21 protein-coding genes and 1 riboswitch are annotated in these 22,633 nt (G+C 64.3%); of the genes, 9 read left to right on the top strand and 12 right to left on the bottom strand.

From position 1 onward, the window contains the following. Positions 1 to 219 precede the first annotated feature (219 nt). The 4 genes from C0606_16040 (at position 220) to C0606_16025 (ending at position 3,604) form a co-directional block, all read left to right on the top strand. Positions 220 to 804 carry a carboxymuconolactone decarboxylase family protein gene (locus tag C0606_16040; protein PLX36210.1) on the top strand — a complete coding sequence of 195 codons (585 nt, stop codon included), beginning with the start codon at positions 220 to 222 and terminating at the stop codon, positions 802 to 804. Positions 805 to 1,119: 315 nt separating this feature from the next. After that, positions 1,120 to 1,617 carry a hypothetical protein gene (locus tag C0606_16035; protein ID PLX36209.1) on the top strand — a complete coding sequence of 166 codons (498 nt, stop codon included), beginning with the start codon at positions 1,120 to 1,122 and terminating at the stop codon, positions 1,615 to 1,617. 96 nt (positions 1,618 to 1,713) lie between these two features. Beyond that, entirely contained in the window at positions 1,714 to 1,971 is a 258-nt protein-coding gene (locus C0606_16030) for a hypothetical protein (protein PLX36208.1), read from the top strand. 178 nt (positions 1,972 to 2,149) lie between these two features. After that, on the top strand, positions 2,150 to 3,604 hold the full coding sequence (locus C0606_16025; protein PLX36384.1) for an AMP nucleosidase: 1,455 nt from the start codon (positions 2,150 to 2,152) through the stop codon (positions 3,602 to 3,604). A 123-nt stretch (positions 3,605 to 3,727) separates the two neighbouring features. On the opposite strand, the gene C0606_16020 is transcribed toward C0606_16025, so the two are convergent. Beyond that, positions 3,728 to 4,129, bottom strand: coding sequence for a hypothetical protein (locus C0606_16020; protein ID PLX36207.1), 402 nt, complete (start codon positions 4,127 to 4,129; stop codon positions 3,728 to 3,730). 373 nt (positions 4,130 to 4,502) lie between these two features. Here C0606_16020 and C0606_16015 point away from each other — a divergent pair, with 373 nt between their 5' ends. Continuing rightward, positions 4,503 to 5,546, top strand: coding sequence for an aldo/keto reductase (locus tag C0606_16015; GenBank protein PLX36206.1), 1,044 nt, complete (start codon positions 4,503 to 4,505; stop codon positions 5,544 to 5,546). A gap of 11 nt (positions 5,547 to 5,557) precedes the next feature. Here C0606_16015 and C0606_16010 read toward each other — a convergent pair whose 3' ends face one another. From C0606_16010 to C0606_15980, 7 genes are all read right to left on the bottom strand, one after another. After that, complete coding sequence (locus tag C0606_16010; GenBank protein ID PLX36205.1) at positions 5,558 to 6,271, bottom strand: hypothetical protein; 714 nt, start codon at positions 6,269 to 6,271, stop codon at positions 5,558 to 5,560. Then, positions 6,268 to 6,681, bottom strand: a complete 414-nt coding sequence (locus C0606_16005) for a hypothetical protein (protein PLX36383.1) — start codon at positions 6,679 to 6,681, stop codon at positions 6,268 to 6,270. Before C0606_16005 ends, C0606_16010 begins: the two co-directional genes overlap by 4 nt. A 67-nt stretch (positions 6,682 to 6,748) precedes the next feature. Further along, the gene (locus C0606_16000; protein PLX36204.1) at positions 6,749 to 8,341 is read right to left on the bottom strand and encodes a glycine dehydrogenase (aminomethyl-transferring); all 1,593 of its coding nucleotides are present in this window, start codon (positions 8,339 to 8,341) and stop codon (positions 6,749 to 6,751) included. Then, the gene (locus C0606_15995) at positions 8,338 to 9,693 is read right to left on the bottom strand and encodes an aminomethyl-transferring glycine dehydrogenase (GenBank protein PLX36203.1); all 1,356 of its coding nucleotides are present in this window, start codon (positions 9,691 to 9,693) and stop codon (positions 8,338 to 8,340) included. Before C0606_15995 ends, C0606_16000 begins: the two co-directional genes overlap by 4 nt. Before the next feature lie 118 nt (positions 9,694 to 9,811). Beyond that, the gene (gene gcvH, locus C0606_15990; GenBank protein ID PLX36202.1) at positions 9,812 to 10,183 is read right to left on the bottom strand and encodes a glycine cleavage system protein H; all 372 of its coding nucleotides are present in this window, start codon (positions 10,181 to 10,183) and stop codon (positions 9,812 to 9,814) included. A gap of 55 nt (positions 10,184 to 10,238) precedes the next feature. Next, the gene (locus tag C0606_15985; GenBank protein PLX36201.1) at positions 10,239 to 11,402 is read right to left on the bottom strand and encodes a glycine cleavage system protein T; all 1,164 of its coding nucleotides are present in this window, start codon (positions 11,400 to 11,402) and stop codon (positions 10,239 to 10,241) included. Between the two features lie 160 nt (positions 11,403 to 11,562). Then, positions 11,563 to 11,652, bottom strand: a riboswitch (glycine riboswitch). 138 nt (positions 11,653 to 11,790) lie between these two features. Continuing rightward, the gene (locus C0606_15980; GenBank protein PLX36200.1) at positions 11,791 to 12,405 is read right to left on the bottom strand and encodes a hypothetical protein; all 615 of its coding nucleotides are present in this window, start codon (positions 12,403 to 12,405) and stop codon (positions 11,791 to 11,793) included. A 212-nt stretch (positions 12,406 to 12,617) separates the two neighbouring features. Between C0606_15980 and C0606_15975 the strand changes: the two genes are divergently transcribed. From C0606_15975 to C0606_15960, 4 genes are read left to right on the top strand one after another with little or no spacing between them, the layout of a single operon-like run. Next, positions 12,618 to 13,589, top strand: a complete 972-nt coding sequence (locus C0606_15975; protein ID PLX36199.1) for a 4-hydroxy-3-methylbut-2-enyl diphosphate reductase — start codon at positions 12,618 to 12,620, stop codon at positions 13,587 to 13,589. Between the two features lie 4 nt (positions 13,590 to 13,593). Beyond that, positions 13,594 to 14,559: a homoserine kinase gene (locus C0606_15970; GenBank protein ID PLX36198.1), complete on the top strand. Its 966-nt coding sequence runs from the start codon at positions 13,594 to 13,596 to the stop codon at positions 14,557 to 14,559. A 5-nt stretch (positions 14,560 to 14,564) separates the two neighbouring features. Next, on the top strand, positions 14,565 to 15,050 hold the full coding sequence (locus C0606_15965) for a ribonuclease HI (GenBank protein ID PLX36382.1): 486 nt from the start codon (positions 14,565 to 14,567) through the stop codon (positions 15,048 to 15,050). Next, positions 15,037 to 15,969, top strand: coding sequence for a sphingosine kinase (locus C0606_15960; protein PLX36197.1), 933 nt, complete (start codon positions 15,037 to 15,039; stop codon positions 15,967 to 15,969). Before C0606_15965 ends, C0606_15960 begins: the two co-directional genes overlap by 14 nt. Positions 15,970 to 15,984: 15 nt before the next feature. On the opposite strand, the gene C0606_15955 is transcribed toward C0606_15960, so the two are convergent. The 4 genes from C0606_15955 to C0606_15940 all read right to left on the bottom strand — a co-directional run bounded on the left by C0606_15955 (position 15,985) and on the right by C0606_15940 (position 22,367). After that, entirely contained in the window at positions 15,985 to 18,816 is a 2,832-nt protein-coding gene (locus C0606_15955) for a sensor domain-containing phosphodiesterase (GenBank protein ID PLX36381.1), read from the bottom strand. Between the two features lie 248 nt (positions 18,817 to 19,064). Further along, positions 19,065 to 19,670, bottom strand: coding sequence for a 30S ribosomal protein S5 alanine N-acetyltransferase (locus C0606_15950; GenBank protein PLX36380.1), 606 nt, complete (start codon positions 19,668 to 19,670; stop codon positions 19,065 to 19,067). 13 nt (positions 19,671 to 19,683) lie between these two features. Beyond that, complete coding sequence (locus tag C0606_15945) at positions 19,684 to 20,904, bottom strand: peptidase M16 (protein PLX36379.1); 1,221 nt, start codon at positions 20,902 to 20,904, stop codon at positions 19,684 to 19,686. 59 nt (positions 20,905 to 20,963) lie between these two features. After that, complete coding sequence (locus C0606_15940; protein ID PLX36196.1) at positions 20,964 to 22,367, bottom strand: threonine synthase; 1,404 nt, start codon at positions 22,365 to 22,367, stop codon at positions 20,964 to 20,966. Positions 22,368 to 22,633: the final 266 nt, after the last annotated feature.

The following is a 22,633-nucleotide window of genomic DNA, read 5'->3' as shown; positions in this document are numbered from 1 at the left end:
CTTATTCGTCAACGGTTTGTTTACCGTCTCAAACAGGTTCGCGAAATCTTTGTGAAAGCTTCGCCGGTTCGCGAAAACCCGAACTGCGACAAAAAAGCCTTTCGCTTGCGACCTCGCCGGTCAACAATGGTCCGTGCGGGCTCACGGCACTGCCGCCCCGCGGGTCGAAGACCGACAAATCCCGGAAAACGCGCCATTTTCCGAACCAGGGCGAGAACCATGCGCATTCCGACAAAACCGCTCGACGGCTATCCGTTCTTTCTCAGACCGTTCTTCTGGAACCAGAAGCGGAAATACGGCAAGGCGCTCGAGGCGGCGCTCACCTGGGCGCGTTCGCCGAAGCTGTTCGCCGGGGTGGCAACGCTCTACGGCATGATCGACCGGGGCGGCTCGCCGGTGGAGCCGGCACTGCGTTCTCTGGTCACCGTGCGGGTCTCGCAACTCAATGGCTGCCGCTTCTGCGTCGACATCAACTCGGCAACGCTGATGAAGCGCGGCGTGAGCGAGGAAAAGGTCGAGGCGCTCGCCGGCTGGCGCGAGAGCGAGCTTTTCAGCACACGCGAAAAGGCCGTGCTCGCCTACACCGAGGCCGTCACGCTCGCACCGGATGCCATCGACGACGCGGTCTTCGCCGCTGTCAGAGAGCATTTCGACGATGACGGCATGGTCGAGCTAACCGGCCTTATCGCGTTCCAGAACATGTCGGCGAAGTTCAACAGCGCGCTCGGCATCCCGCCGCAAGGTTTCTGCCGCATCCCGCTCGATCATCTGATCGGCAAGGGCGTCAGCGACGGCCAGGTCTGAGCCTGCCTCGCCAAGGTCACGACCGAACAGGGCGCGATGTTTTCCCCTTCCGCGTCATCGGGCAGGCTCGCCTTTCGCGTTTCAGTTGCGCTACTCTCCCGACATTAGGGCCTGCGCGGGCTGATCGACCGCGCAAGCTTTGTAGAAGTTCGATTGTCAGTTGCCGATACGATGTCCCGTCAAGACCGCCCCAGAGAACCTGACCGAAAAGCCTTGTGGGGTGGTGCATATATCCCACCGAACGAAAACCGATCGTCGAACGGTCGTCGTTCGCCAAGAGATCATGAATTTCCGAAGAACCCTCACCCCGGGGTCATGCGGCCGCCGGTCGAGACCCGAGGACGATGGGAGGCGCCGCCGAAAACCCCGATACCGACGATCATCTGGGTTTACTACATCGCATCCGCTTTGGCTGCAGCAGCTATCCTCCTCACCCCGTCGTCCCTGTTCTACGAAAAAACCAACGACCTGAAAGAAGAGCAGCTCATCGAGCACTTCGAGAACGTGGCCAAGCTTTGCGTCGCACGCAACAGCGAGGGTGTCTGCGTGGCCGGCAATTTCGCAAAGAAATGGGATCAGAAACGGGTCAGGATCTTCGTCGAGGCGAAGCCACTCTACAATCCCGACCGTGGCGGAACGCCGCCGGCCTATTTCACCAGGATCGTCGACGCGGCCAGAAATCTGGAAGGCAATCTTCCCTTCACGTTCAAATTCGGCCTCAAGGCGTCAGACATCACGATCCACTACGGGACGCGGAAAGACCTCATTTCACTGCTCAACAAGCTGATGCGCAACCGCAACCACAGCCAGTGAGCAATCCGGCGAGCGAAATACCACCACATAACCGGCGCTTCCTGCGCATCCCATGTCGCCTATTTCCGCAAGGGCGCTGCGGAAGGCAAATTCTATGTGTCGCACATCTTCATCGAAGAGGGATTTGACGACAAATGCCTCAACGCGGCGCTCCTCGGGGCTCTGGGATTGAAAGAAACGAACGCGCTCGCCGACTCAGTCCTGTCCAGACGAAGCACGCGCACGACGCCCTCCCCACTGGATACGGGCGCGTTGCGCATGCTCTACGACCACCGGATTGCACCCGGCATGCCCGCCGACGCAGCAATGGTCATCGCGCGAGGCACCGCTGTTCTGATTGCCGGCGCGGAATGACCGCTCACTCCTCAGCGCATCAACCTCGCCCCCGCCGCTTTTCCTTTGACCCTGCCCGTCGAGCGCTTACGGTTGGATAGCGGTGGCGTCGGTCGGCGCTGTCCGATTCTGCCGCCGCAAACGAAAGGATGCCGTGATGAACCGGAACCAGCCGGGCCTCGACCTTGCCGATATCGACATGCCGGCCCGGATCGAACCGGAGCACTTCACCGATGCGGTTGCCGCCGTCGACCGGCTCACCGAGCTTTACATCCAGAGCACGGACCATCTGCGTCGGCGCTTTGCGGCGCTTGCGGCCGGCGACGCGCCCTTGAAGCGGATCCGCGCCACCTACCCCGAGATCCGCCTTGGGGTTGATACCCACTCCCGGCTCGATTCCCGCCTCGCCTATGGTTTCGTGCCGGGGCCGGGACACTATTCGACCACGATCACGCGGCCGGACCTGTTCCGTCGCTACCTGATAGAGCAGATCGGCCAGCTTCTGCACAATCACGGCACGCCGGTCGAAGTCGGCCAATCGGCGGTGCCGATCCCGCTGCACTTCGCCTTTGCCGACGATGCCGGGCTCTCCGGCCCGTGGGGCGAACACATCGCCCGCCCCTTGCGCGACCTGTTCGACGTGCCGGACCTCGCCATCACCGACGATGCCATCGTCAATGGCACATTCGAGGCGCGTCCGGGACACGACCATCCGCTGGCGCCGTTTACCGCGCCGCGCATCGACTATTCGCTGCACCGGCTGCGACACTATTCGGCCACCGCCGCCGAGCATTTCCAGAATTTCGTGCTGTTCACGAACTACCAGTTCTATGTCGACGCGTTCTGCGAGCTTGCCCGCAAGACGATGGCCGATGGCGGCGGCGGATATGACGCCTTCGTCGAGCCCGGCAACCGGGTCACGCTGCCCGGCGGCACGACGTCCGGTGCGACCCCGGACCGCCTGCCGCAAATGCCGTCCTACCATTTGAAGCGCAAGGATTCGTCGGGCATCACGCTGATCAATATCGGCGTCGGCCCGTCGAATGCGAAGACCGTCACAGACCATGTCGCGGTGCTGCGCCCGCATGCCTGGCTGATGCTCGGCCATTGCGCGGGCCTCAGGAACAGCCAGCAACTCGGCGACTACGTGCTGGCGCATGGCTATGTGCGCGAGGACCATGTGCTCGACCAGGATCTGCCGACCTGGGTGCCGATCCCGCCGCTTGCTGAAGTTCAGGTGGCGCTCGAACAAGCGGTCGCCGAGGTGACCGGGCTGACGGGCTGGGAACTGAAGAAGATCATGCGCACGGGCACCGTCGCGACCATCGACAACCGCAACTGGGAACTGAGGGATCACCGCGAGCCGGTGCAGCGGTTCTCGCAGTCGCGCGCGATTGCGCTCGACATGGAGTCGGCGACGATCGCGGCCAACGGTTTCCGCTTCCGGGTGCCCTACGGCACGCTGCTATGTGTGTCCGACAAGCCGCTGCATGGCGAACTGAAACTGCCCGGCATGGCCAGCGCCTTCTATGACCGGCAGGTCGGCCAGCACCTCGAAATCGGCATCCGGGCGCTGGAAAAACTCAGCGCCATGCCGCGCGAACGGCTCCATTCGCGCAAATTGCGCAGCTTCAGCGAGACGGCGTTTCAGTAAGGTGCGCAGCGCGCCGTCGGGAACAAAAAACCCGGGAGATCGCTCCCGGGTTTTCTCATTCTTCACGCCGTAAAGAGCGCGCGTTCACCAGCGCCGCCGGGCCGAGGCCCTGCCGATGAGCGATCAGTAGTGCCACTTGACCCACTGGCCGCGATCTTTCTTGGCGAAATACAGGCTATTGCCAACGCAACCGCCCGCGCGCACATCATAGGCGATCCAGGCATGACCCGCGTAGGTCTGCTGGCTGAACGAACCGCCCGGGCGAATCCGCGCGTATTTCTTCCAGCCGCCCTTGAAGTTGATCCAGTAGAGATCGACGGGGCCGTTCAGCTCGTTGATGAAGCGAACCTGGGTCGGGATGTTGGAATTTGGCGAGCGAATGCTCCGCGGAGCCGGGCAATTCGGTCCCTGCAGCGGCTTCGCGACACGCACGAGCGGCGCCTCATCCGTCGTCACGACTTGACCCTGCGGCAATGCAAAACCCGACAGCGCCGCGATAACCGCAGCGGCAAGAATATTGATCATCTATTTTCCCCTAAGTCTTGGAAAAAAATCCTTATCACAAAATTCCGCGCCGTAAACTGTATAAAACACGATAGCGAATTCGATTTTCTTGCCGAACATCGCATTTTTGTAACATTCCATAATTTGAATATACTTTCCATACGGTTTTCGTGATGAATTCAGAAACAATACAAGTATTTCGCGAGTTTTCTTCTGAAACCATACGTCTGGTTTGAGGGTTCGCCGCACACGAGCGAGGGCGCAGCGGCTCCGGCCACGGCCGGCAATATTGGCGCAGCAACCTGTTTGAGTTTGGTGCCGGGCTTTTGTATCGTCGGCCTCTTCCCGGACCACCCAAGGCCCAGTACCCACCGCAACCGCGAACGGATCTTCCATGCACTACAAGACGCTCGGCCGCACCGACCTGAAAGTCTCCACGCTTTGCCTCGGCTCGATGACCTGGGGGTCGCAGAACAGCGAGGCCGAGGCGCACGAGCAGATCGACTACGCGCTCGACCACGGCATCAATTTCATCGACACCGCCGAGATGTATCCGGCCAATCCGGGCCCGGACGATTATGCCGGCAAGACGGAGGAAAATATCGGAACGTGGCTGGCGAAGACCGGCCGGCGCGATGACATCGTGCTTGCGTCGAAGATCATCGGCGAAGGCACCAAGCGGATCCGCGACGGCGCGCCGATCACCTCGAAGACCATTCCGATCGCGCTCGATGCCTCGCTGAAGCGGCTCAAGACCGACTATGTCGATCTCTACCAGCTGCACTGGCCGAATCGTGGCAGCTATCATTTCCGTCAGCACTGGAATTTCGATCCGTCCAATGTCGACCGCGAGGAGACGCGCCAGCACATCGCCGACGTGCTCGGCGAGCTGCAACGGCAGATGGATGCGGGCAAGATCCGTCATATCGGCCTGTCGAACGAGACCGCATGGGGCACGGCGATGTTCCTCGACGTCGCTGAGCGCGAGGGGCTGCCGCGCGTGGCCTCGATCCAGAACGAATATTCCCTGATGTGCCGGCTGTTCGACCTCGATCTCGGCGAGCTGTGCGTTGCCGAGGACGTTGACCTCTTGGCCTATTCGCCGCTCGCCTGCGGCATTCTCTCGGGCAAATATGCCGGCGATACGACGCCGCCGGGCTCCCGCCGCTCGATCAACGCGACCATCAACAACCGCATCATCGACACGATGTGGCCGGCGCATGACGCCTATCTCGAGGTGGCGAAGAAGCACGGCCTCGACCCGGCGCAGATGGCGCTCGCCTTCTGCCTGACCCGGCCGTTCATGGGTTCGGCGATTTTCGGCGCGACCAGCATCAAGCAGCTCGAAACCGCGATCGGCGCCGCCGACATCAAGCTCTCAGACGAGGTCATGGAAGACCTCACCAATGCCTACCGGCATCACCCGATGCCGTACTGAGGGGAACGCCTCTATCTGATTGCGAAGACCTTGCCCGTCCCGGCATCGCGGTAATAATCCACCGCGCTGCCGTTCCAGTGGTAGTCGAGATGACGTCCCTGGATCGGGTTCGCGGCAAGGTCGGGATAGAACAGCCCGACACATTCGCCGCCGGCGTTTCTCACACTCGGATAGACGACACCGTCGGACCCGCTGGCGTGGAGCGTCGCGGCAGCCGACTGGCTGGCACTGTAGTCATCGGGATCGAGCAAATCGTCGTAGGCGCCACCGCCACCGCGCAAGTCGTGGAGGTCCGCGTCGACGGTCATCACGAGTTCGCGGAACTGCGACGTCCATCCCTCTGGCTCGTCGGTCGCGGCCATAAAGAGCGCATGGTGATGGACGGTTTCGAACAACGCCGTTTCGAAGTCATTCCCTGCATAGAGCACGCCATAGCCGCCGTCTGAAAACCGGCTCGGGCGATCCCGGCTGACATGGACGAAGGGCGCCATCAGCCAGCTCGCGCCCGATCCAGAGACGCGGCGAGCCGGCGGCACCAGGTCGAGATTGCCGATCGACTCCATCAGGCGGGGATTGGTCTTTTGCTCGGCAGCAATCAACAGCGGCCAGTCCGCCGGGTCGGCGATATCCTCAAAGAGATCGATGGGAGGATAAAGGCTGCGGATGATGCGGCGGGCATCGGGCCATTCGACCGGCGCTGCCGGGATGTCGGCGGAAACGATCACCAGACGCCGCGCTCCGCGTCGAGATAGCGGCGCACCCGCATCAGGTCGGTCAGCTCGCCGCCGAGCATGATGTCGAGCGCGGACTTCGTGCCGAATGCCGCGTTGGGCTTGCGAACCCAGTCATAGCCACGCTGCGGCTCGCGGAAGATGATCCGCAGTGCCTTGTGGATGCCCATCAGGTTGGACAGCCGCGCCTTGCCATCGCGACCGATACGGCCAAGCTCACCCGTCTTCCAGCGGCGATAGGTGCGCACCGGCAGGTCGAGCAGCGTCGCCGCTTCGCCGTCCGTCAGGCCCCAGAGCCGGAAGAGATTAAGCGCGGCGCGGAACATCGCCGCCCCCTCATCGTCTGTGATGGGGTCGGGCGTGAAGTCCCGCGGCGCGGTATCGATCGGCAGCAACATCGCCATGACCATCTCCTATATGGCAAGATATAGAGGATTTGCTGCCAAATGGCAATATTAAGCCGCCAAGTCCCTATTCGGCTGCTTCCGAGCCCGGGCTGATCTCCGCCGGGCCGGGCTTCTCCCATTTCAGGATCGGCTTCCTGGCCGCGAGCGTCTCGTCGAGGCGGCGGCGCGGGGCGTACCAGGGCGCGCCCTTGAAGCGGGAGACCTCGCCGCGCTTCACCCGCATGACGATGTCGCGCATCGTGGCGATGAAGAGGTCGAGGGTCGCCTTCGATTCCGACTCGGTCGGCTCGATCAGCATGGCACCGTGGACGACCAACGGGAAATACATGGTCATCGGGTGGTAGCCCTCGTCGATCATCGCCTTGGCGACGTCGAGCGTGGTCACTTCGCTGCCTTCGAGGAAGGAATCGTCGAACAGCACTTGATGCATGTAGGGCCGGTCGCCGAAAGGCAGGCTCATCAGATCGTTGAGGCCGACGCGGATGTAGTTGGCGTTGAGCACCGCGTCTTCCGAGGCCTGACGCATGCCGTCCGAGCCGTGCGACATCATGTAGGACAGCGCACGCACGAACATGCCCATCTGGCCGTGGAAGGCGACCATGCGGCCGAACGGCGTGGTGCCGTCGCGGCTTGCCTCGTCCGGGTTCTCGACCATCTCGAAGCCGTCGTCGCCGAGCCGCACATAAGGCAGCGGCGCGAAGGGTGCGAGCTTGTCCGACAGCACCACCGGACCGGCACCCGGTCCGCCACCGCCATGCGGCGTGGAAAAGGTCTTGTGCAGGTTGATGTGCATGCAGTCGACGCCGAGGTCGCCCGGGCGGGCCTTGCCGACGATGGCGTTCAGATTGGCGCCGTCGCAGTAGAAATAGGCGCCCGCCTCGTGCACGGCCTCGGCGATCTCGACGATGTCGCGCTCGAACAGGCCGCAGGTGTTCGGGTTGGTCAGCATAATGCCGGCAACGTCCGGCCCGAGCCGCTCCTTGATCGCCACCGGATCGACGGTACCGTCGTCGCGGGCAGGAACCGACACGACCTTGTAGCCGAGAAGGGCCGCTGTCGCCGGGTTGGTGCCGTGCGCGGAATCCGGCACGAGCACGATGGAGCGGTTCTCGCCCTTTGCCGCATGGGCGGCCTTGATCGCCATCATGCCGCAGAGTTCACCGTGGGCGCCGGCCTTCGGGCTCATGGCAACGGCGGCCATGCCGGTTGACACTTTCAGCCAGCGGGCAAGCTCGTCGATGAGTTCCAATGCGCCCTTGACCGTCGACATGGGCTGCAACGGATGCACGTCTGCGAAGCCGGCCAGCCGCGCCATCTTCTCGTTGAGGCGCGGATTGTGCTTCATGGTGCACGAGCCGAGCGGATAAAGCCCCATGTCGATGGCATAGTTCTTCTGCGACAGGCGCGTGTAGTGGCGCATGGTCTCGGGCTCGGACAGGCCCGGCAGATCGATCGGCGTGGTGCGGGCGTGACTGCCGAGGCGGGACGCGCAATCCGCATCCGGCTCGGGCAGGTCGACGCCGCAATTGTCGACGCGGCCGACCTCAAAGAGCAACGGCTCCTCGATGGCGAGCGCGCGGTTGCCGGTGAAGGTCTCCGGCGCCGTGCCGGTGGTTTCGGTCGGGGCGCTCTCGCGGCCTTGCGTGTTCATGGTCATGCCAGCACCTCCTTCAAGGCCGCGACATAGGCCGCGCGATCCTCATCGGTGTTCACTTCGGTCGCGGCAACGACCATGAGGTTCTTCAGCCCGTCGCGCCCCGGCTCGAGACGCGAGACCGGAACGCCGGCAAGAACGCCCTTTGCCACCATCGCTTCGACTACGTCGGCCGCCGGCTTCGGCAGGGAGATGGTGAATTCGTTGAAGAAGCTCGTGTTGAGCACTTCCACTCCGTCGATAGCGGCGAGCGCGTCGGCGAGCTTGACCGCCGCCTGATGGTTCAACAACGCGAGTTTCTTCATCCCGCTTTCGCCGAACAGGCTCATATGGATGGTGAAGGCGAGCGCGCAGAGGCCGGAATTGGTGCAGATGTTCGAAGTCGCCTTGTCGCGGCGGATGTGCTGCTCGCGGGTCGACAGGGTCAGCACGAAACCGCGGCGGCCCTCGGCATCGACCGTCTGACCGGCGACGCGGCCGGGCATCTGGCGGATGAATTTCTGCCGCGTGGCGAACAGGCCGACATAGGGACCGCCGAAGGTCAGCGGATTGCCGATCGACTGGCCCTCGCCGACGACGATGTCGGCTCCCTGCGCGCCCGGCGGCTCGATGGCACCGAGCGCCACCACCTCGGTGAAGACGGCAACGAGCAACGCGCCGTGGGCGTGCGCTTTTTCGGCAATCGGCTTCAGATCGATGAGTTCGCCATAGAAGGACGGGGTCTGGACGACGACACAGGAGGTCTCGTCGTCGATCGCCGCCATGATCTCGTCGGCGCTGCCGGTATTCGCCGGATTGGCCGGGAGCGCGACCAGACGGCTGCCGCTCATATGGGTGAGATTGTCGATCACCGCGCGGTAATGCGGATGCAGCCCGCCGGCCAGCACCGCCTTGTCGCGGCGGGTCAGTCGATGCGCCATAAGGACCGCTTCGCCGGCCGCCGTCGAGCCGTCATACATGGAGGCGTTGGCGACATCCATGCCGGTCAGGTTGGCGACCTGGGTCTGGAACTCGAACAGCGCCTGCAGCGTGCCCTGCGTGATCTCGGGCTGATAGGGCGTGTAGGAGGTGAGGAACTCCGAGCGCTGGATCAGATGATCCACAGTCGAGGGCACATGGTGCTTGTAGGCCCCTGCCCCGACGAAGAACGGCACCGAGCCGGCGGCGGTGTTCTTTGCCGCCATGCGGCCGAGCTGGCGTTCGACCTCCATCTCGCTCGCGGTGCGCGGCAGGTCGAGCAACTCGCCGAGACGCACGTCCTCGGGGATGTCGGCAAACAGATCGTCAATTCCCTCGACGCCGATACGGGCGAGCATGTCGGCCCGGTCGGTGTCGGTCAGCGGCAGATAGCGCATCAACCCTCATCCTCAAAAACCGGCTCCGGCCAGTGCTGCCGCCCGGTCGATCGTCGCTGGTATCCGGGTTTGTGCTGCCCGGAAGAAAGGCGGGGCGGTCGTCCCGCCCCGCAGGCTCTCAAAGCGTGTCGAGGAACGCCTTGTAGGCGGCTTCGTCCATCATCGCGGAAACCGCACCTGTGTCGGCGAGCTTGACCTTGAAGAACCAGGCCGCGCCTTCGGGATCGTCATTGACCTTTTCCGGCGCGCCGGTGAGTTCATCGTTCACTTCGACGACTTCGCCGTCGACCGGCGCGTAGACTTCGCTCGCGGCCTTGACCGACTCGACGACGGCGGCATCGCCACCCTTGGTCAGGCTGGCGCCGACTTCCGGCAGTTCGACGAAGACGACATCGCCGAGCTGTTCCTGGGCATATTTGGAAATGCCGATCGTGCCGACGTCGCCGTCGAGGCTGATCCATTCATGGTCTTCCGTGTAGTAGCGGCTCATGGTTTTCGTTCCCCAAAAAAAGCCATGGTGAAATGGCGGACAGATGCCGGAAGGCTCACGCCTTCGGCTTACGGTAATAGCGCTGCGGCACGAAGGGCAGATCGACAATGGTCGCCGCCATCGCCTTGCCGCGCACGATGAGATCTACCGCGGTGCCGGATGCGGCGTGGGCGGCGTCGACATAGCCCATTGCGACGGGACCGCTCACGGTCGGGCCGAAGCCGCCCGAAGTCAGAACGCCGATCTTTTGCCCGTTGAGCTGGACTTCCGTGCCCTCGCGGGCCGGCGCACGGCCTTCCGGCTTGATGCCAACGCGCAGCCGCGACGGACCTTCGGCGAGTTCTTTCTGGATGCGGGCGGCGCCCGGGAATCCCCCCTCCTCGCGGCGGCGTTTCTGCATCGACCACACGAGGCCGCCCTCGACCGGCGACGTGGTTTCGTCGATGTCGTGACCATAGAGACAGAGGCCGCACTCGAGGCGCAGCGAGTCGCGGGCGCCAAGGCCGACGGGCTTTACTTCTGCTTCCGCGGTCAGCCGCTGCCACAGTTCGGCGGCATCGCCCGGCGCAACCGAGATTTCGTAACCGTCCTCGCCGGTGTAGCCGGCGCGGATCACGTTCAGCGCCATCGCCGCCCCATCGGCACGGGCAAGCGAGAAATCGCCAAAGGCCATGAAGGCGAGGTCCTCGACGCCCGGCAGCAGACGCGACAGCACGGTCGCGGCTTCCGGTCCCTGCAGAGCAATCAGCGCCAGATCGAGCGGGGTCAGTTTGACGTTTGCCGGCAGGCGCTCGTTCAACAGCGCGTAGTCGACATCCTTGCGGGCCGCATTGACGACCAGGAGCAGCGAGGTCTCGCCGGCGTCACCCTCGGGGCGGCGGAACATCAGATCATCGACGATGCCGCCCTCGTCGTTGAGAAGCTGGGAATAACGCTGACGGCCCTTGGCGAGGTTGACCACGTCGGCCGCGCAAAGCGCCTCGAGGGCGGCAGCGAGCGTCGCGTAGTCCGGTCCGTCGAGCCGCGCCTGGCCCATATGGGAGACGTCGAACAGGCCCGCATGGCTGCGGGTCCAGGTATGTTCGGCGATGATGCCCTCATACTGCACCGGCATCTCGTAGCCGGCGAAGGGAACCATGCGCGCGCCGGCGGCGACGTGCAGATCATAGAGGGGCGTGCGCGAAAGGGTTTCGCTGGAAGAAGGTGTCGTGTCGCTCATGGTGCCGGTCCCGGCTGGATGATGGGTCGCGAATCCGGTCCTTCCCGAACCGTCCGCGCCCCCTCTGTCCCGAGACCTGAGAGATTTCCCGATTCGGCGGCTGCCGTCACGGTTACTCCTTCGGTGGGCCTTCCGAGGAAAGCCGCTTTCCAGAGCGTTGCCGACCCTTGCGGTCCTTTCGCCTGAGAGTTTCCGGGGCGGTTGCTCCTTCGGCGCCGGCGTCAAAGCCGATCTCTCCCGCGAGGGTCTGTGGAAGATGGTTATGCCGCCGTCTTCCTCATCGGGATCACAACGTCGTCCCGATGCCGGTAATTGTCGGGCGCGGCGGCGGCCAAGTCAATGGCACACCGCGCGCCGTGCCCGGGAAACTCCCGGGCCGTCGTTCAAGTCACTTCTTGCCGCGCGAATCGAAGCCGACGAAGATCTTGAAGCCCTGCTGCAGCGGCACGACGATGGAGTCGTCGACCTTTGTCCACAGCACGGACGGCGCCGCCTCGCTGACGGTGACGGGGATCTGGTGGAGCTGGGAATAGACCACACGATCCTCTCCGCCAGGGGCGTTCGGCTCGACCACGACGATGCGCACCGGCAGTTTCACCTCGCCGCCCCCGCCGCGCGGACCGGCCAGCACGCGGCCGGCAACGCCGACCGAAATGCCGAGCTCACCGGTAGCCGTCTTCTTGCAGTCGCGCGCCGTCTCGGTGATCGTCGCCTGGAAGCGGATGCCCTCCGGGTCGCCATCACGGCCACGGTCGTAGATCACGTGGGTCTGGGTCCCGGTGCGGATAGCAAGCGGCGGACAGGGCGGACGGGCACCGAACTTTTCGGTGTCGATCGTCTTCACGTCTTCCGAGGTGCCGCGCAGCAACTTGCCGGCGAACGAATTCGCGCGCGGGCCCTCATCGCCACCGCCGCAGGCAGCGAGCCCGAAGCTGCAGACCAGAGCTGCTGCAAGCGCCGTGCGCCATTGCCGGCGGCCGTTTTTCGGCTGGGTTTCGACCATTCCAAACTCCCAACAATCGTCGGGCCCTTCTATAGCAGGCCCGTCGTGGTTTTGCGAAGAGGCTGTTTACGGTTTCGCCGAACTCCGCTCCGGCGGTGCCACGTCATATCGGCGGCTGTGACACGCTCGCCGCCTCTTGCCCTTGACATGGGCGGGCCGCCTGCCTCTATTCGCGCCGAAACCACATCCCTTTGGCCACGACAGAGCCGCCGATGACAGACGCCGCCACCCTGCCGCCTCTCGCGATCAAGCTGTGCGCCCCGCGCGGCTTCTGCGCCGGGGTCGACCGCGCGATCCAGATCGTCGAACAGGCACTCGCCCGTTTTGGCGCCCCGGTCTATGTTCGCCACGAAATCGTCCACAACCGCTTCGTCGTCGACGATCTGAGGGCGAAAGGCGCCATTTTTGTGGAAGAGCTCGACGAAATCCCGGCAACCGATGCGCCGGTGATCTTTTCCGCTCATGGCGTGCCGAAATCCGTGCCGGCCGACGCCGAGGCACGCAACCTTTTCTATGTCGATGCGACCTGCCCGCTGGTCTCGAAAGTCCACCACGAGGCGATCCGCCATCACAATATCGGCCGCGAAGTGGTCCTGATCGGTCATGCCGGCCACCCGGAAGTCGTCGGCACGATGGGGCAATTGCCCGACGGCACCGTGCTCTTGGTCGAAACCGTCGACGATGTGGCGAACATTTCGCCGAAGACGCCGGACCGACTCGCCTGGACAACGCAGACGACGCTCTCGGTCGACGACACGCGCGACATCGTCGCCGCGCTGGAGGAACGTTTCCCGGCTATCGTCGGCCCGCAGAAGGACGATATCTGCTACGCCACCACCAACCGCCAGGACGCGGTGAAGGCGATCGCGCCCGATATCGACGCGATGATCGTGGTCGGTGCGCCGAACTCGTCCAACTCGCAGCGGCTGCGCGAGGTCGCCGCACGGGCGGGCTGCCCGAAGGCGGTGCTGATCCAGCGCGCCAGCGAGATCGACTGGACGGTGTTCGGCGACGTCAAGGCGCTCGGCATCACCGCCGGCGCGTCGGCGCCCGAAGTGCTGGTCGAGGAAGTGATCGCGGCGTTTGCCGAGCGCTATCAGGTTTCCGTCGAGACGGTGCGCACGGCCGAAGAAACCATCGCCTTCAACCTTCCGCGCGAGTTGCGCGCAACCGCGGACGGTTAGGCCGATGGCAGTCTATACCGAGGTTTCGGTCGAGGATCTGGAGAGCTTTGTCGCCGGTTACGATATCGGCGCGCTGATGTCCTACAAAGGTATCGCGGAAGGCGTCGAGAACTCGAACTACCTGCTGCATACCGAAGCCGGCTACTACATTCTCACGCTTTATGAAAAGCGCGTCGATCCCGACGATCTGCCGTTCTTTCTCGGCCTGATGGAGCATCTGGCGGCGGCCGGTTTTTCCTGCCCGCTGCCGGTCCGCGCCAGGGACGGCGAAGCACTCGGCACGCTGAGCGACCGGCCGGCGGCGATCGTTACATTTCTTGACGGCATGGCGACCCGCAAACCGCGCATCGAGCATTGCGCGGCGCTTGGCGAAGGGCTCGCGCAGATGCATCTGGCCGGCCAGGACTTCGCGATGGCGCGACCGAACTCGCTGTCGGTCGCCGGCTGGGTCGAACTTGCCGAAGCGACCGCCGAGCGGGCCGACGAAGTCTCGATCGGGCTCGGGACCGAGATCGCCGAGGAAGTCGCCGCGATCCGCACACTGTGGCCGCAGGATCTGCCGAGCGGGATCATTCATGCCGATCTGTTCCCGGACAATGTCTTCTTCCTCGGCACTAACCTCTCCGGTTTCATCGATTTCTATTTCGCCTGTACCGACAGCTTCGCCTATGACGTCGCGATTTGCCTCAACGCCTGGTGCTTCGAGACGGATCTCTCGTTCAACGTGACGAAGGCGCGGGCGCTTCTGGCCGGTTACACCTCGGTACGCCCGTTCTCGGATGCCGAGTTCAACGCGCTGCCGCTGCTTGCGCGCGGCGCGGCCCTGCGCTTCCTGCTGTCGCGGTTGTACGACTGGCTGAATGTGCCGGAGGGGGCTCTGGTCACGCCGAAGGATCCGAGAGAATATCTGCGCAAGCTGCGCTTTCACCGCACGGTGGAAAGCGCGTCCGCGTATGGGCTTGAGCGATGAGCGAGATGAAGAAAGTCGCCATCTACACCGACGGCGCCTGCTCGGGAAATCCGGGTCCGGGCGGTTGGGGTGCGCTCCTGCAATGGAACGGGCACGAGAAGGAATTGTGCGGCGGCGAGCCCGAGACCACCAACAACCGGATGGAACTGCGCGCGGCCATCGAAGCGCTCGAAGCGCTGAAGCGGCCCTGCAAGATCGATCTCTATACCGACTCCGTCTATGTCCGCAGCGGCATCAAGGAATGGCTCGCGAACTGGATCCGCAACGGCTGGCGCACGGCAGCCAAGAAACCGGTGAAGAACGCCGATCTGTGGCAGGCGCTTGACGAAGCCCGCAAGCGCCACGATGTCTCCTGGCACTGGGTCAAGGGCCACGCCGGGCATCCGGAGAACGAGCGCGCCGACGCACTCGCCCGCAAGGGCATGACGCCGTTCATGCCGGTGAAGGCCGGCGCCGGCAACGACGAGGAAGGGTTCGATGAGCAGGCGTGAGCCACTCATTCCCCATACAGATCAAGAAGATACAACTCTCGAAAAAGTTAGCCGGCGTATTCTTATACTGGCCAATCCGACCGCTGGCGGATACCGCGTGGCGACGCTTGATGCGATCGTCGCCGGGCTTGCCGAGCGCGGTGCCGCGGTCAGCGTCCATCTCACCACGCATGCCGGAGAAATCGCCGAAATCTGCGCCGGCCAGATCGACTGCGCCGATACGCTGGTGGTTGCCGGCGGCGATGGCTCGGTCAACGAGGCCCTGACCGGTCTCGACGACGCGCCCTGCCGACCCGTTCTCGGCATCATCCCGTTCGGCACCGCGAATGTACTCGCGCACGAACTCGGCCTGCCGCGAAAGCCCGATCAGCTTGCCGCCGTGCTGGCCGCGGGCAAGACCGCACCCCTGCACTACGGCCTCGCCAACGGGCATCCGTTCGTGATGATGGTCTCGGCCGGATTCGACGCGGAAATCGTCCACAGGGTGCCGCTCAAGCTGAAGCGCCGGCTCGGCAAGCTCGCCTATGCGATCACGGCGTTGCGCTACGGCCTTGCCAACAAGGGCCGCGACCTGCGGGTGACCGTCGATGGCGACGAACTGACCTGCCGGCTCGCGGTGGTGACCAACATGCGCCACTATGGTGGCCCGTTCGCGATCTGTCCCGACGCGCATGCGACCAAGCCGGGGCTCCATCTGGTCGCGCTGGAAAGCGACTCGCCGCTTGCACTTGCCCGGTTCAGCTTCGGGCTCGTCACCCAGCGCCTCGCCCATCAGCACGGCGTCACACTGCGCCCGGTCGAGCGTGTCACCATCGCTGCCGAAAACCCGGTTCCGGGACAGATCGACGGCGACCCTTTCGGCACGACGCCGTTCGACGTCACCGCCGCGCAAGCAACGGTGCCGATCATTATTCCCTGAGAGCTGTCTTAAGGACTAGTGATGATGCAGCGCGGCCTGCTGTTCGAGCAGCTTGCGCGCCTTGTCGGCCGCCATCGGCTTGCCATAGAGGAAGCCCTGCACGTATTCGCAGCCGAGTTGCAGCAGCTCGAGCGCGTCGGACTCCGTCTCCGCGCCTTCCGCGACCACTTCCATACCGAGATCGTGGGCCAGCGCGATGATCGAGCGCAGGATGACCGGCCGCGCGGCACGGCCGTTTGAACGCACGAAGGACTGGTCGATCTTGATAGTGTCGAAGGGGAAGCGCTGCAGGTAGCTGAGCGAGGAATAGCCGGTGCCGAAGTCATCCAGCGACAGGCCGGCGCCGAGATCGCGGATGCGCTCGAGAACCTTGGAGGAGAATTCCGGGTTCTCCATCACCAGCGACTCGGTGATCTCGATCTTGAGCGAGCCCGGCGCGACCTCGGAGCGGGAGATCACCGCCTTGACGTCGTTGATCAGGTCGTGGCGCAGCAATTGCCGGCTCGACATGTTGACGCTGGCGAAGATCGGGAAATGCGACGGAATCTTCTGCTGCCAGGCAGCGAGCTGACGCGCGGCGCGTTCGAGCACATACATGCCGAGTTCGTTGATGAGGCCAATACGTTCGGCAACCGGAATGAACTCGGCTGCACTCAGCCGGCCGCGGCGCGGATGGTCCCAACGCACCAGCGCCTCGAAGCCGGCGATGGTCTTGTCCTCGAGCCGCACGATCGGCTGATAGAGAACGACGATCTCGCCTCGTTCGATGGCCTGACGCAGCTCGGCTTCCATCTCGATCAGGCGTTCGCGGTGGTGGCGCAGCGCCGGACGGAAGGTCTCGATACGGTCGCCGCCGGAACCCTTTGCCGCGACCATCGCGATTTCCGCGTCCTGGACCAGTTCCTCCTGCGGGCGCTGTTCGCCCGTGCCAGAAGCGATACCGATCGAGGCCGTGAGGAATATCTCGCGCTCACCGAAGCTGATAGGCGCGCGCAGAGTTCGGCGGATGGTTTCGGCAAAGGCCGCGACCCGCTCGGCTTCCTGCTCGGAAACCAGGATCACGGCGAACTCGTCACCGCCAATGCGGGCCAGCGTGTCCTGCGGCTTCAGCAGACGGCCGAGACGGCGGGCAATAGTCAGCAGGATCGAGTCGCCAACCGACAGGCCGAGGCTGTCATTGACCTGCTTGAAACGGTCGACGTCGAGCACGAAGACTGACGGGCTCTGGCCGTTTTCGAACCGGGCACGGGTCAGCACCGCGCCGAGACGATCGAGGAACAGTTCGCGGTTCGGCAGGCCGGTCAGGTTGTCGTGCACGGCATCATGCAGAAGCCGTTCTTCCGCGGTCTTGACCTCGGTGACGTCGAGCAGCGTGCCGACGCAGCGGATCACTTCGCCATCGGAGCCGAGGATCGGCCGTGCGCGCAGATGGAACCAGCGGTAGTGGCCATCGTCGCTGCGCAGGCGGAAGGTCTGCGAGAGGCGGCCGCGGCGCTGGTCGACGACGGCGTCGAGGGTGGCGCGGAAGCGGTCGCGGTCCTGCGGGTGCAGAATATCGAGCCAATCGCGCGCCGGGCCTTCGAGCTCGCCGCGTTTCAGCCCGAGCAGTTCTTCCAGCTCACCGCTCGCATGAATGCGGTCGCGGGCGACGTCCCAGTCCCAGATGATGTCGCCGGCGCCGGTGATCGCCAGCGCGCGGCGTTCGGTATCGCTGAACAGACCTTCGGCAATGGCACCGCCGGCAAAAGCGTGCTGCATCACCGTGAAGCCAAGCAATAGCACGAACAGCACGAGACCGCCGGAGAGCGCCGGCTGGACGATGTCGTTCGCCAGTTGCCCGGTGACGGTGAGCGATGCGCCGACCAGCCACACGAGCAGCAGAAACCACGTCGGGATCAGCATGATCGCGCGGTCGTAGTGCTGATAGGCGAGCCAGATGACGAGCGCGAAGCCAACGATGCCGAGGAGGCCGAGGGTGATGCGGGCGATGCCGGCGGCAAGCGAGGGATCGGCGACGGCAACGCCGAGCAAACCGCCAAGCAGCACCAGGAAGGCGATCGCGACGTGGCTGTAGCGGATATGCCAGCGGTTCAGGTTGAGATAGGCGTAGAGGAAGATGACCAGCGTCGCGGCGAAGATCACCTCGGCGCCGGCGCGGTACATCTGGTCCTGCCCGTGTTCAAAGCCGAACACCCGGTTCCAGAAGCCGAAATCGATGCACAGATAGCCGAGCACGGCCCAGGCGAGCGCCGCCGTCGCCGGGAACATGATGGTGCCCTTGACGACGAACAGGATGGTCAGAAACAGCGCCAGCAGGCCGGAAATGCCGAGCACGATGCCGCGATAGAGCGTGTAGGAATTGACGCTGTCCTTGTAGGCGTTCGGCTCCCACAGGGTGATCTGCGGTAATTGCGGCGTGTTCAACTCGCCGATGAAGGTGATGACGACACCGGGATCGAGCGTGACGAGGAAGACGTCGGCTTCCTGGCTCGGCTGGCGTTCCGGCGCGAAGCCCTGGCTCGGCGTGATCGAGGCAATGCGTGAAGCGCCGAGGTCGGGGCGCAGGATGCCAGACCCGACGAGACGGAAATACGGCGCCACGACCAGCCGATCGATCTGCTCGTCGCTCGGGTTGGACAACGCGAACACGACCCAGTCGGAATTGCCACCGGAGCGGGCGGAGACCTCGATACGCCGCACGATGCCATCGGCGCCGGGCGCGGTCGAAACCTGCAGCCGCTCGCCAACGCCGGGATGCATCTCCACCGATCTGGAGAGATCGATCGCGTCGACATCGAGCGGCACAACGACCGACTCGACCGCCAGCGCCGGGCGAACGGCAAGCATGACGAACACGATCAGGAGCAGCCAACCGGCAATACCGCGGGAACGCAAAGACACCTCCGGAGCGGGCGCTTCGGCGACAGTCTGCGAGGTCACTCGTGCTGCCGCTTCATCTTTTTGTTCAGACACCGGATTCGTCGTTTGCCGCGCGCTGCGCAGCGAACCGGCGTCTGGAGTGGATAACGAAGAACTATCGGCTCCGTTTACGCTTAACAAGAACTCTTTATGCACGGAAACCCACGTTCCACCATTTACCGGCGTTCACCGGCATCGGACACATCGTCATGATCGTCGGCCAAACGGGCAAAAAGCAGGTGATCCTGCCATTTTCCATCGATCCGCAAATAGCGGCGCGCGTAGCCCTCTCGCATGAATCCGACTTTTTCGAGGAGACGTATCGAGGCCGCATTGTGCGGCAGGCATGCCGCTTCCACGCGATGGAGCCTGAGCGTGTTGAAGGCGAACGGCAGCACGGCCCTGACGGCGCGCGTCATGAAGCCCTGCCCGGCATAAGGCTCTCCCATCCAGTAGCCGAGCGAGGTGGCCTGCGCGACACCACGGCGGATGAAGGACAGCGACAGGCCGCCGAGCAATTCATCGTTGCCCTGGCGGAACAGCAGAAAGGCATAGCTGCCGTCCTGGCGCATCTCGTGCTGGTAGCGGCGCACCCGGCGGCGATAGGCAGTACGGGTCAGGTCGTCGGACGGCCAGGACGGTTCCCATTGTTCGAGGAAATCCCGGCTCTTGCCGCGCAGTGCCGCCCATTCGGAGTAGTCGCTCAGAACGGGCGGGCGCAGATATATCCCCTCACCGCGGATGGTCGGGCCCGGGCTGGAGCTGGCGCGCAGGAAGAGCATGGCGCCCCGGCGATCACGCAGGAGACGGCGCGGCGAAGCGCTCGGCAATTTCGGCAATACCCGGCAGGCCACGATCGTGACCCACCGAGGCGAGCGTCGGCGTCGAGCCCGACAGGATCCGGCTGGCGAGATCGCGCACCTCGCCGACCGTGACACGGTCGATCTTGTCGAGGATCTCTTCCGGCGACAGAGGATGACCGTAGACAAGCATCTGGCGGGCGATCTGGCTCGCGCGCGCCGCCGGGCTTTCCATCGCCATCAACAGGCTTGCCCGCATCTGCGCCCTGGCGCGGGACAGTTCGGTTTCGCTGACGCCATCGGTGACGCGCTCCAGCTCATCGAACATCACCGGCATCAGCTCGGCGATATCCTCTTCGCCGGTCGCGGCGTGGATGCCGAAGATACCGGTGTCGCTGTAGGCCCAGTGGAAAGCGTAGATCGAATAGCACAGGCCGCGCTTTTCGCGCACTTCCTGGAACAGCCGCGAGGACATACCGCCGCCGAGCAGTCCGGCCAGAAGCTGGGCCTTGTATTGCTCGTCGCCACCGTAGGAAACGCCCTCGAAACCGAGCACGATCTGGGTTTCCATACTGTCGCGGAATTCGTGGCGCTCGCCGCCGCGATACTGCGCCGCGACGGCTTTGGGCCCCGTTTCGGCCGGCACGTTCGCGAAGTGGCTTTCGGCCAGTTTGACCAGGGCGTCGTGGGACAGTGAGCCGGCCGCCGACAGCACCATGGACGGCCCCTTGTAGTGGGTATCAAGATAGGACGAGAGCTGCTCGCGGGCGAAGCTGCGCACGGTGCGCTGGGTGCCGAGAATGGGCCGGCCGATCGGCTGGTCCGGCCAGGCGGTCTCCTGGAACAGGTCGAACACCCAGTCCTCGGGCACGTCGCGCGCGGCGCCGAGTTCCTGCAGGATGACATGCTGCTCGCGGCGCAGCTCCTCGGCATCGAACACCGATTCCTGCAGGATGTCACTGAGCATGTCGACGGCAAGCGGCAGGTCGGAATCGATGATACGAGCGTAGAAGGCGGTGCTTTCGACGCTGGTCGCAGCGTTCAGCTCGCCGCCGACGGCCTCGATTTCCTCGGCAATCGCCTGGGCGCTACGGCGGCGGGTCCCCTTGAACGCCATGTGCTCGAGCAAGTGGCTGAGACCGTTTTCGTGGCGCTCCTCGGCGCGGGAGCCGACGCCGACCCAGACGCCGACCGCAGCGCTGGCAAGATGGTCCATGGCATGGCTGATGACCGTCAGGCCGTTCGGCAGGCGGGTTACCTCGACACCGTCCAAAATCACGCCTCCGCCGTCGCGCGCGCATGGGCGCGGATATGGGCCTGAACCGCCGCGAGATCGTTATCGATGACGGTGAAGCGCTCCGGCCTTTCCATCATGTCGCCGAGACGCGCCGGCAGGCCGGGACGTTCGCCGGACGCGGCCTCGACCGCATCGGGGAACTTGGCGGGATGCGCGGTCGCCAGAGTCACCATCGGCGTTCCGGCAACGAGATGCTGTTCGGCAACGGTCACGCCGACTGCGGAATGCGGATCGAGCAGGTAGCCGGCCTCTTCGCGCAGCCGCGCGATGGTCGCCGCGGTTTCCGCCTCGTCGGAACGGCCGGCGCCGAAGTCGTTGGCGATTACGGCCTTGACGGTTTCGTCGAGTTCGAACGCACCGGACTGGGAAAGCCCAGCCATCATGCGACGCACGACGGCGGCGTCACGGCCGGCCGCCTCGAACAGCAGGCGTTCGAAATTCGACGACACCTGAATATCCATCGACGGCGAGGTCGTGGCGGTAACGCCGCGCGTCTCGTAGCGGCCGCTTTCAAGCGTACGCCAAAGAATGTCGTTGATGTTGGTGGCGACGATCAGCCGCTCGACCGGCAGACCCATCTTCTGGGCCACGTAACCGGCGAAGATGTCACCGAAATTGCCGGTCGGCACGGTGAAGGCGACACGGCGTTCCGGCGCGCCGAGCGCAACGGCTGCGGTGAAATAGTAGACGACCTGGGCGACGATACGGGCCCAGTTGATCGAGTTGACGCCCGAAAGGCCGACCTCGTCGCGGAAGCGGAAGTCGTTGAACATCGCCTTCACATGCGCCTGGCAGTCGTCGAAGGTGCCCTTGACGGCGAGCGCGTGCACGTTGGCATCTGCGACCGTGGTCATCTGGCGTTGCTGCACCGGCGACACACGCCCTTCCGGGAACAGGATGAAGATGTCGACATTGTCGCGACCACGGAAGGCCTCGATCGCCGCACCGCCGGTGTCGCCCGAGGTGGCGCCGACGATGGTGGCGCGCTTGCCCTTCTTGGCGAGCACATGATCCATCAGACGCGCCAGAAGCTGCATGGCGACGTCCTTGAAGGCGAGCGTCGGGCCGTGGAACAGCTCAAGCAGGAAGTGACCGGGCGCGAGCTGGACAAGCGGCGCGACCGCCGGATGACCGAACCCCGCATAGGCGTCGTCGATCATCGCGCGCAGATCGGCGTCGGAAATCTCACCGGCAACGAAAGGATGGATCACCGTGTAGGCGACGTCGGCATAGGGCCGACCGAGAAATCCCTCGATCGCATCGGCGGACAGTTCCGGCCAGGTTTCGGGAACGTACAGGCCGCCATCGCGGGCCAGACCGGCAAGCAGAACATCGGTGAAACCGAGCGCGGGAGCTTCGCCGCGGGTACTCACATATTTCAAGGATCGGGCTCCTTCCCTCGCCGCCGGCGATCGCCACATTTTCCTCGGCCGACGGGTGGCGCGACCCTATCGCCACGCGGCCCTGACGACAAGCGCATCGTCGCCATTTCTGCCGCTCCAGCAGCCTTCATTGTTCCTGGGATTTCGAGCCCCGACAATGATCCCTTCCGGCGATGATGATCGCGAAGCTGGCTCGGCACGGCCGGCATCGTTGGTAGCGGCAACCAGCACTCGACCCTGGATTGCGGCCATATTACGAAAAACGC

This window comes from Hyphomicrobiales bacterium (assembly GCA_002869065.1).
In the GTDB taxonomy this organism is placed as follows: Bacteria; Pseudomonadota; Alphaproteobacteria; order Rhizobiales; family Rhodobiaceae; genus Rhodobium.
This window is presented reverse-complemented; position numbering and strand designations above follow the sequence as displayed.

Excerpts from the sequence above, each read along its gene's own strand:
- C0606_16005 (PLX36383.1), bottom strand. The coding sequence starts at position 6,681 with ATGGCGATGTTGCTGCCGATCGATACCGCGCCGCGGGACTTCACGCCC.
- C0606_15955 (PLX36381.1), bottom strand. The coding sequence starts at position 18,816 with ATGCTTGCCGTTCGCCCGGCGCTGGCGGTCGAGTCGGTCGTTGTGCCG.
- gcvH (PLX36202.1), bottom strand. The coding sequence starts at position 10,183 with ATGAGCCGCTACTACACGGAAGACCATGAATGGATCAGCCTCGACGGC.
- C0606_15945 (PLX36379.1), bottom strand. The coding sequence starts at position 20,904 with ATGGACCATCTTGCCAGCGCTGCGGTCGGCGTCTGGGTCGGCGTCGGC.
- C0606_15960 (PLX36197.1), top strand. The coding sequence starts at position 15,037 with ATGAGCAGGCGTGAGCCACTCATTCCCCATACAGATCAAGAAGATACA.
- C0606_15980 (PLX36200.1), bottom strand. The coding sequence starts at position 12,405 with ATGGTCGAAACCCAGCCGAAAAACGGCCGCCGGCAATGGCGCACGGCG.
- C0606_15975 (PLX36199.1), top strand. The coding sequence starts at position 12,618 with ATGACAGACGCCGCCACCCTGCCGCCTCTCGCGATCAAGCTGTGCGCC.
- C0606_15995 (PLX36203.1), bottom strand. The coding sequence starts at position 9,693 with ATGCGCTATCTGCCGCTGACCGACACCGACCGGGCCGACATGCTCGCC.
- C0606_16015 (PLX36206.1), top strand. The coding sequence starts at position 4,503 with ATGCACTACAAGACGCTCGGCCGCACCGACCTGAAAGTCTCCACGCTT.
- C0606_15965 (PLX36382.1), top strand. The coding sequence starts at position 14,565 with ATGAAGAAAGTCGCCATCTACACCGACGGCGCCTGCTCGGGAAATCCG.
- C0606_16020 (PLX36207.1), bottom strand. The coding sequence starts at position 4,129 with ATGATCAATATTCTTGCCGCTGCGGTTATCGCGGCGCTGTCGGGTTTT.
- C0606_16000 (PLX36204.1), bottom strand. The coding sequence starts at position 8,341 with ATGACCATGAACACGCAAGGCCGCGAGAGCGCCCCGACCGAAACCACC.
- C0606_15970 (PLX36198.1), top strand. The coding sequence starts at position 13,594 with ATGGCAGTCTATACCGAGGTTTCGGTCGAGGATCTGGAGAGCTTTGTC.
- C0606_16025 (PLX36384.1), top strand. The coding sequence starts at position 2,150 with ATGCCGGCCCGGATCGAACCGGAGCACTTCACCGATGCGGTTGCCGCC.
- C0606_16035 (PLX36209.1), top strand. The coding sequence starts at position 1,120 with ATGCGGCCGCCGGTCGAGACCCGAGGACGATGGGAGGCGCCGCCGAAA.
- C0606_15985 (PLX36201.1), bottom strand. The coding sequence starts at position 11,402 with ATGAGCGACACGACACCTTCTTCCAGCGAAACCCTTTCGCGCACGCCC.
- C0606_16040 (PLX36210.1), top strand. The coding sequence starts at position 220 with ATGCGCATTCCGACAAAACCGCTCGACGGCTATCCGTTCTTTCTCAGA.
- C0606_15950 (PLX36380.1), bottom strand. The coding sequence starts at position 19,670 with ATGCTCTTCCTGCGCGCCAGCTCCAGCCCGGGCCCGACCATCCGCGGT.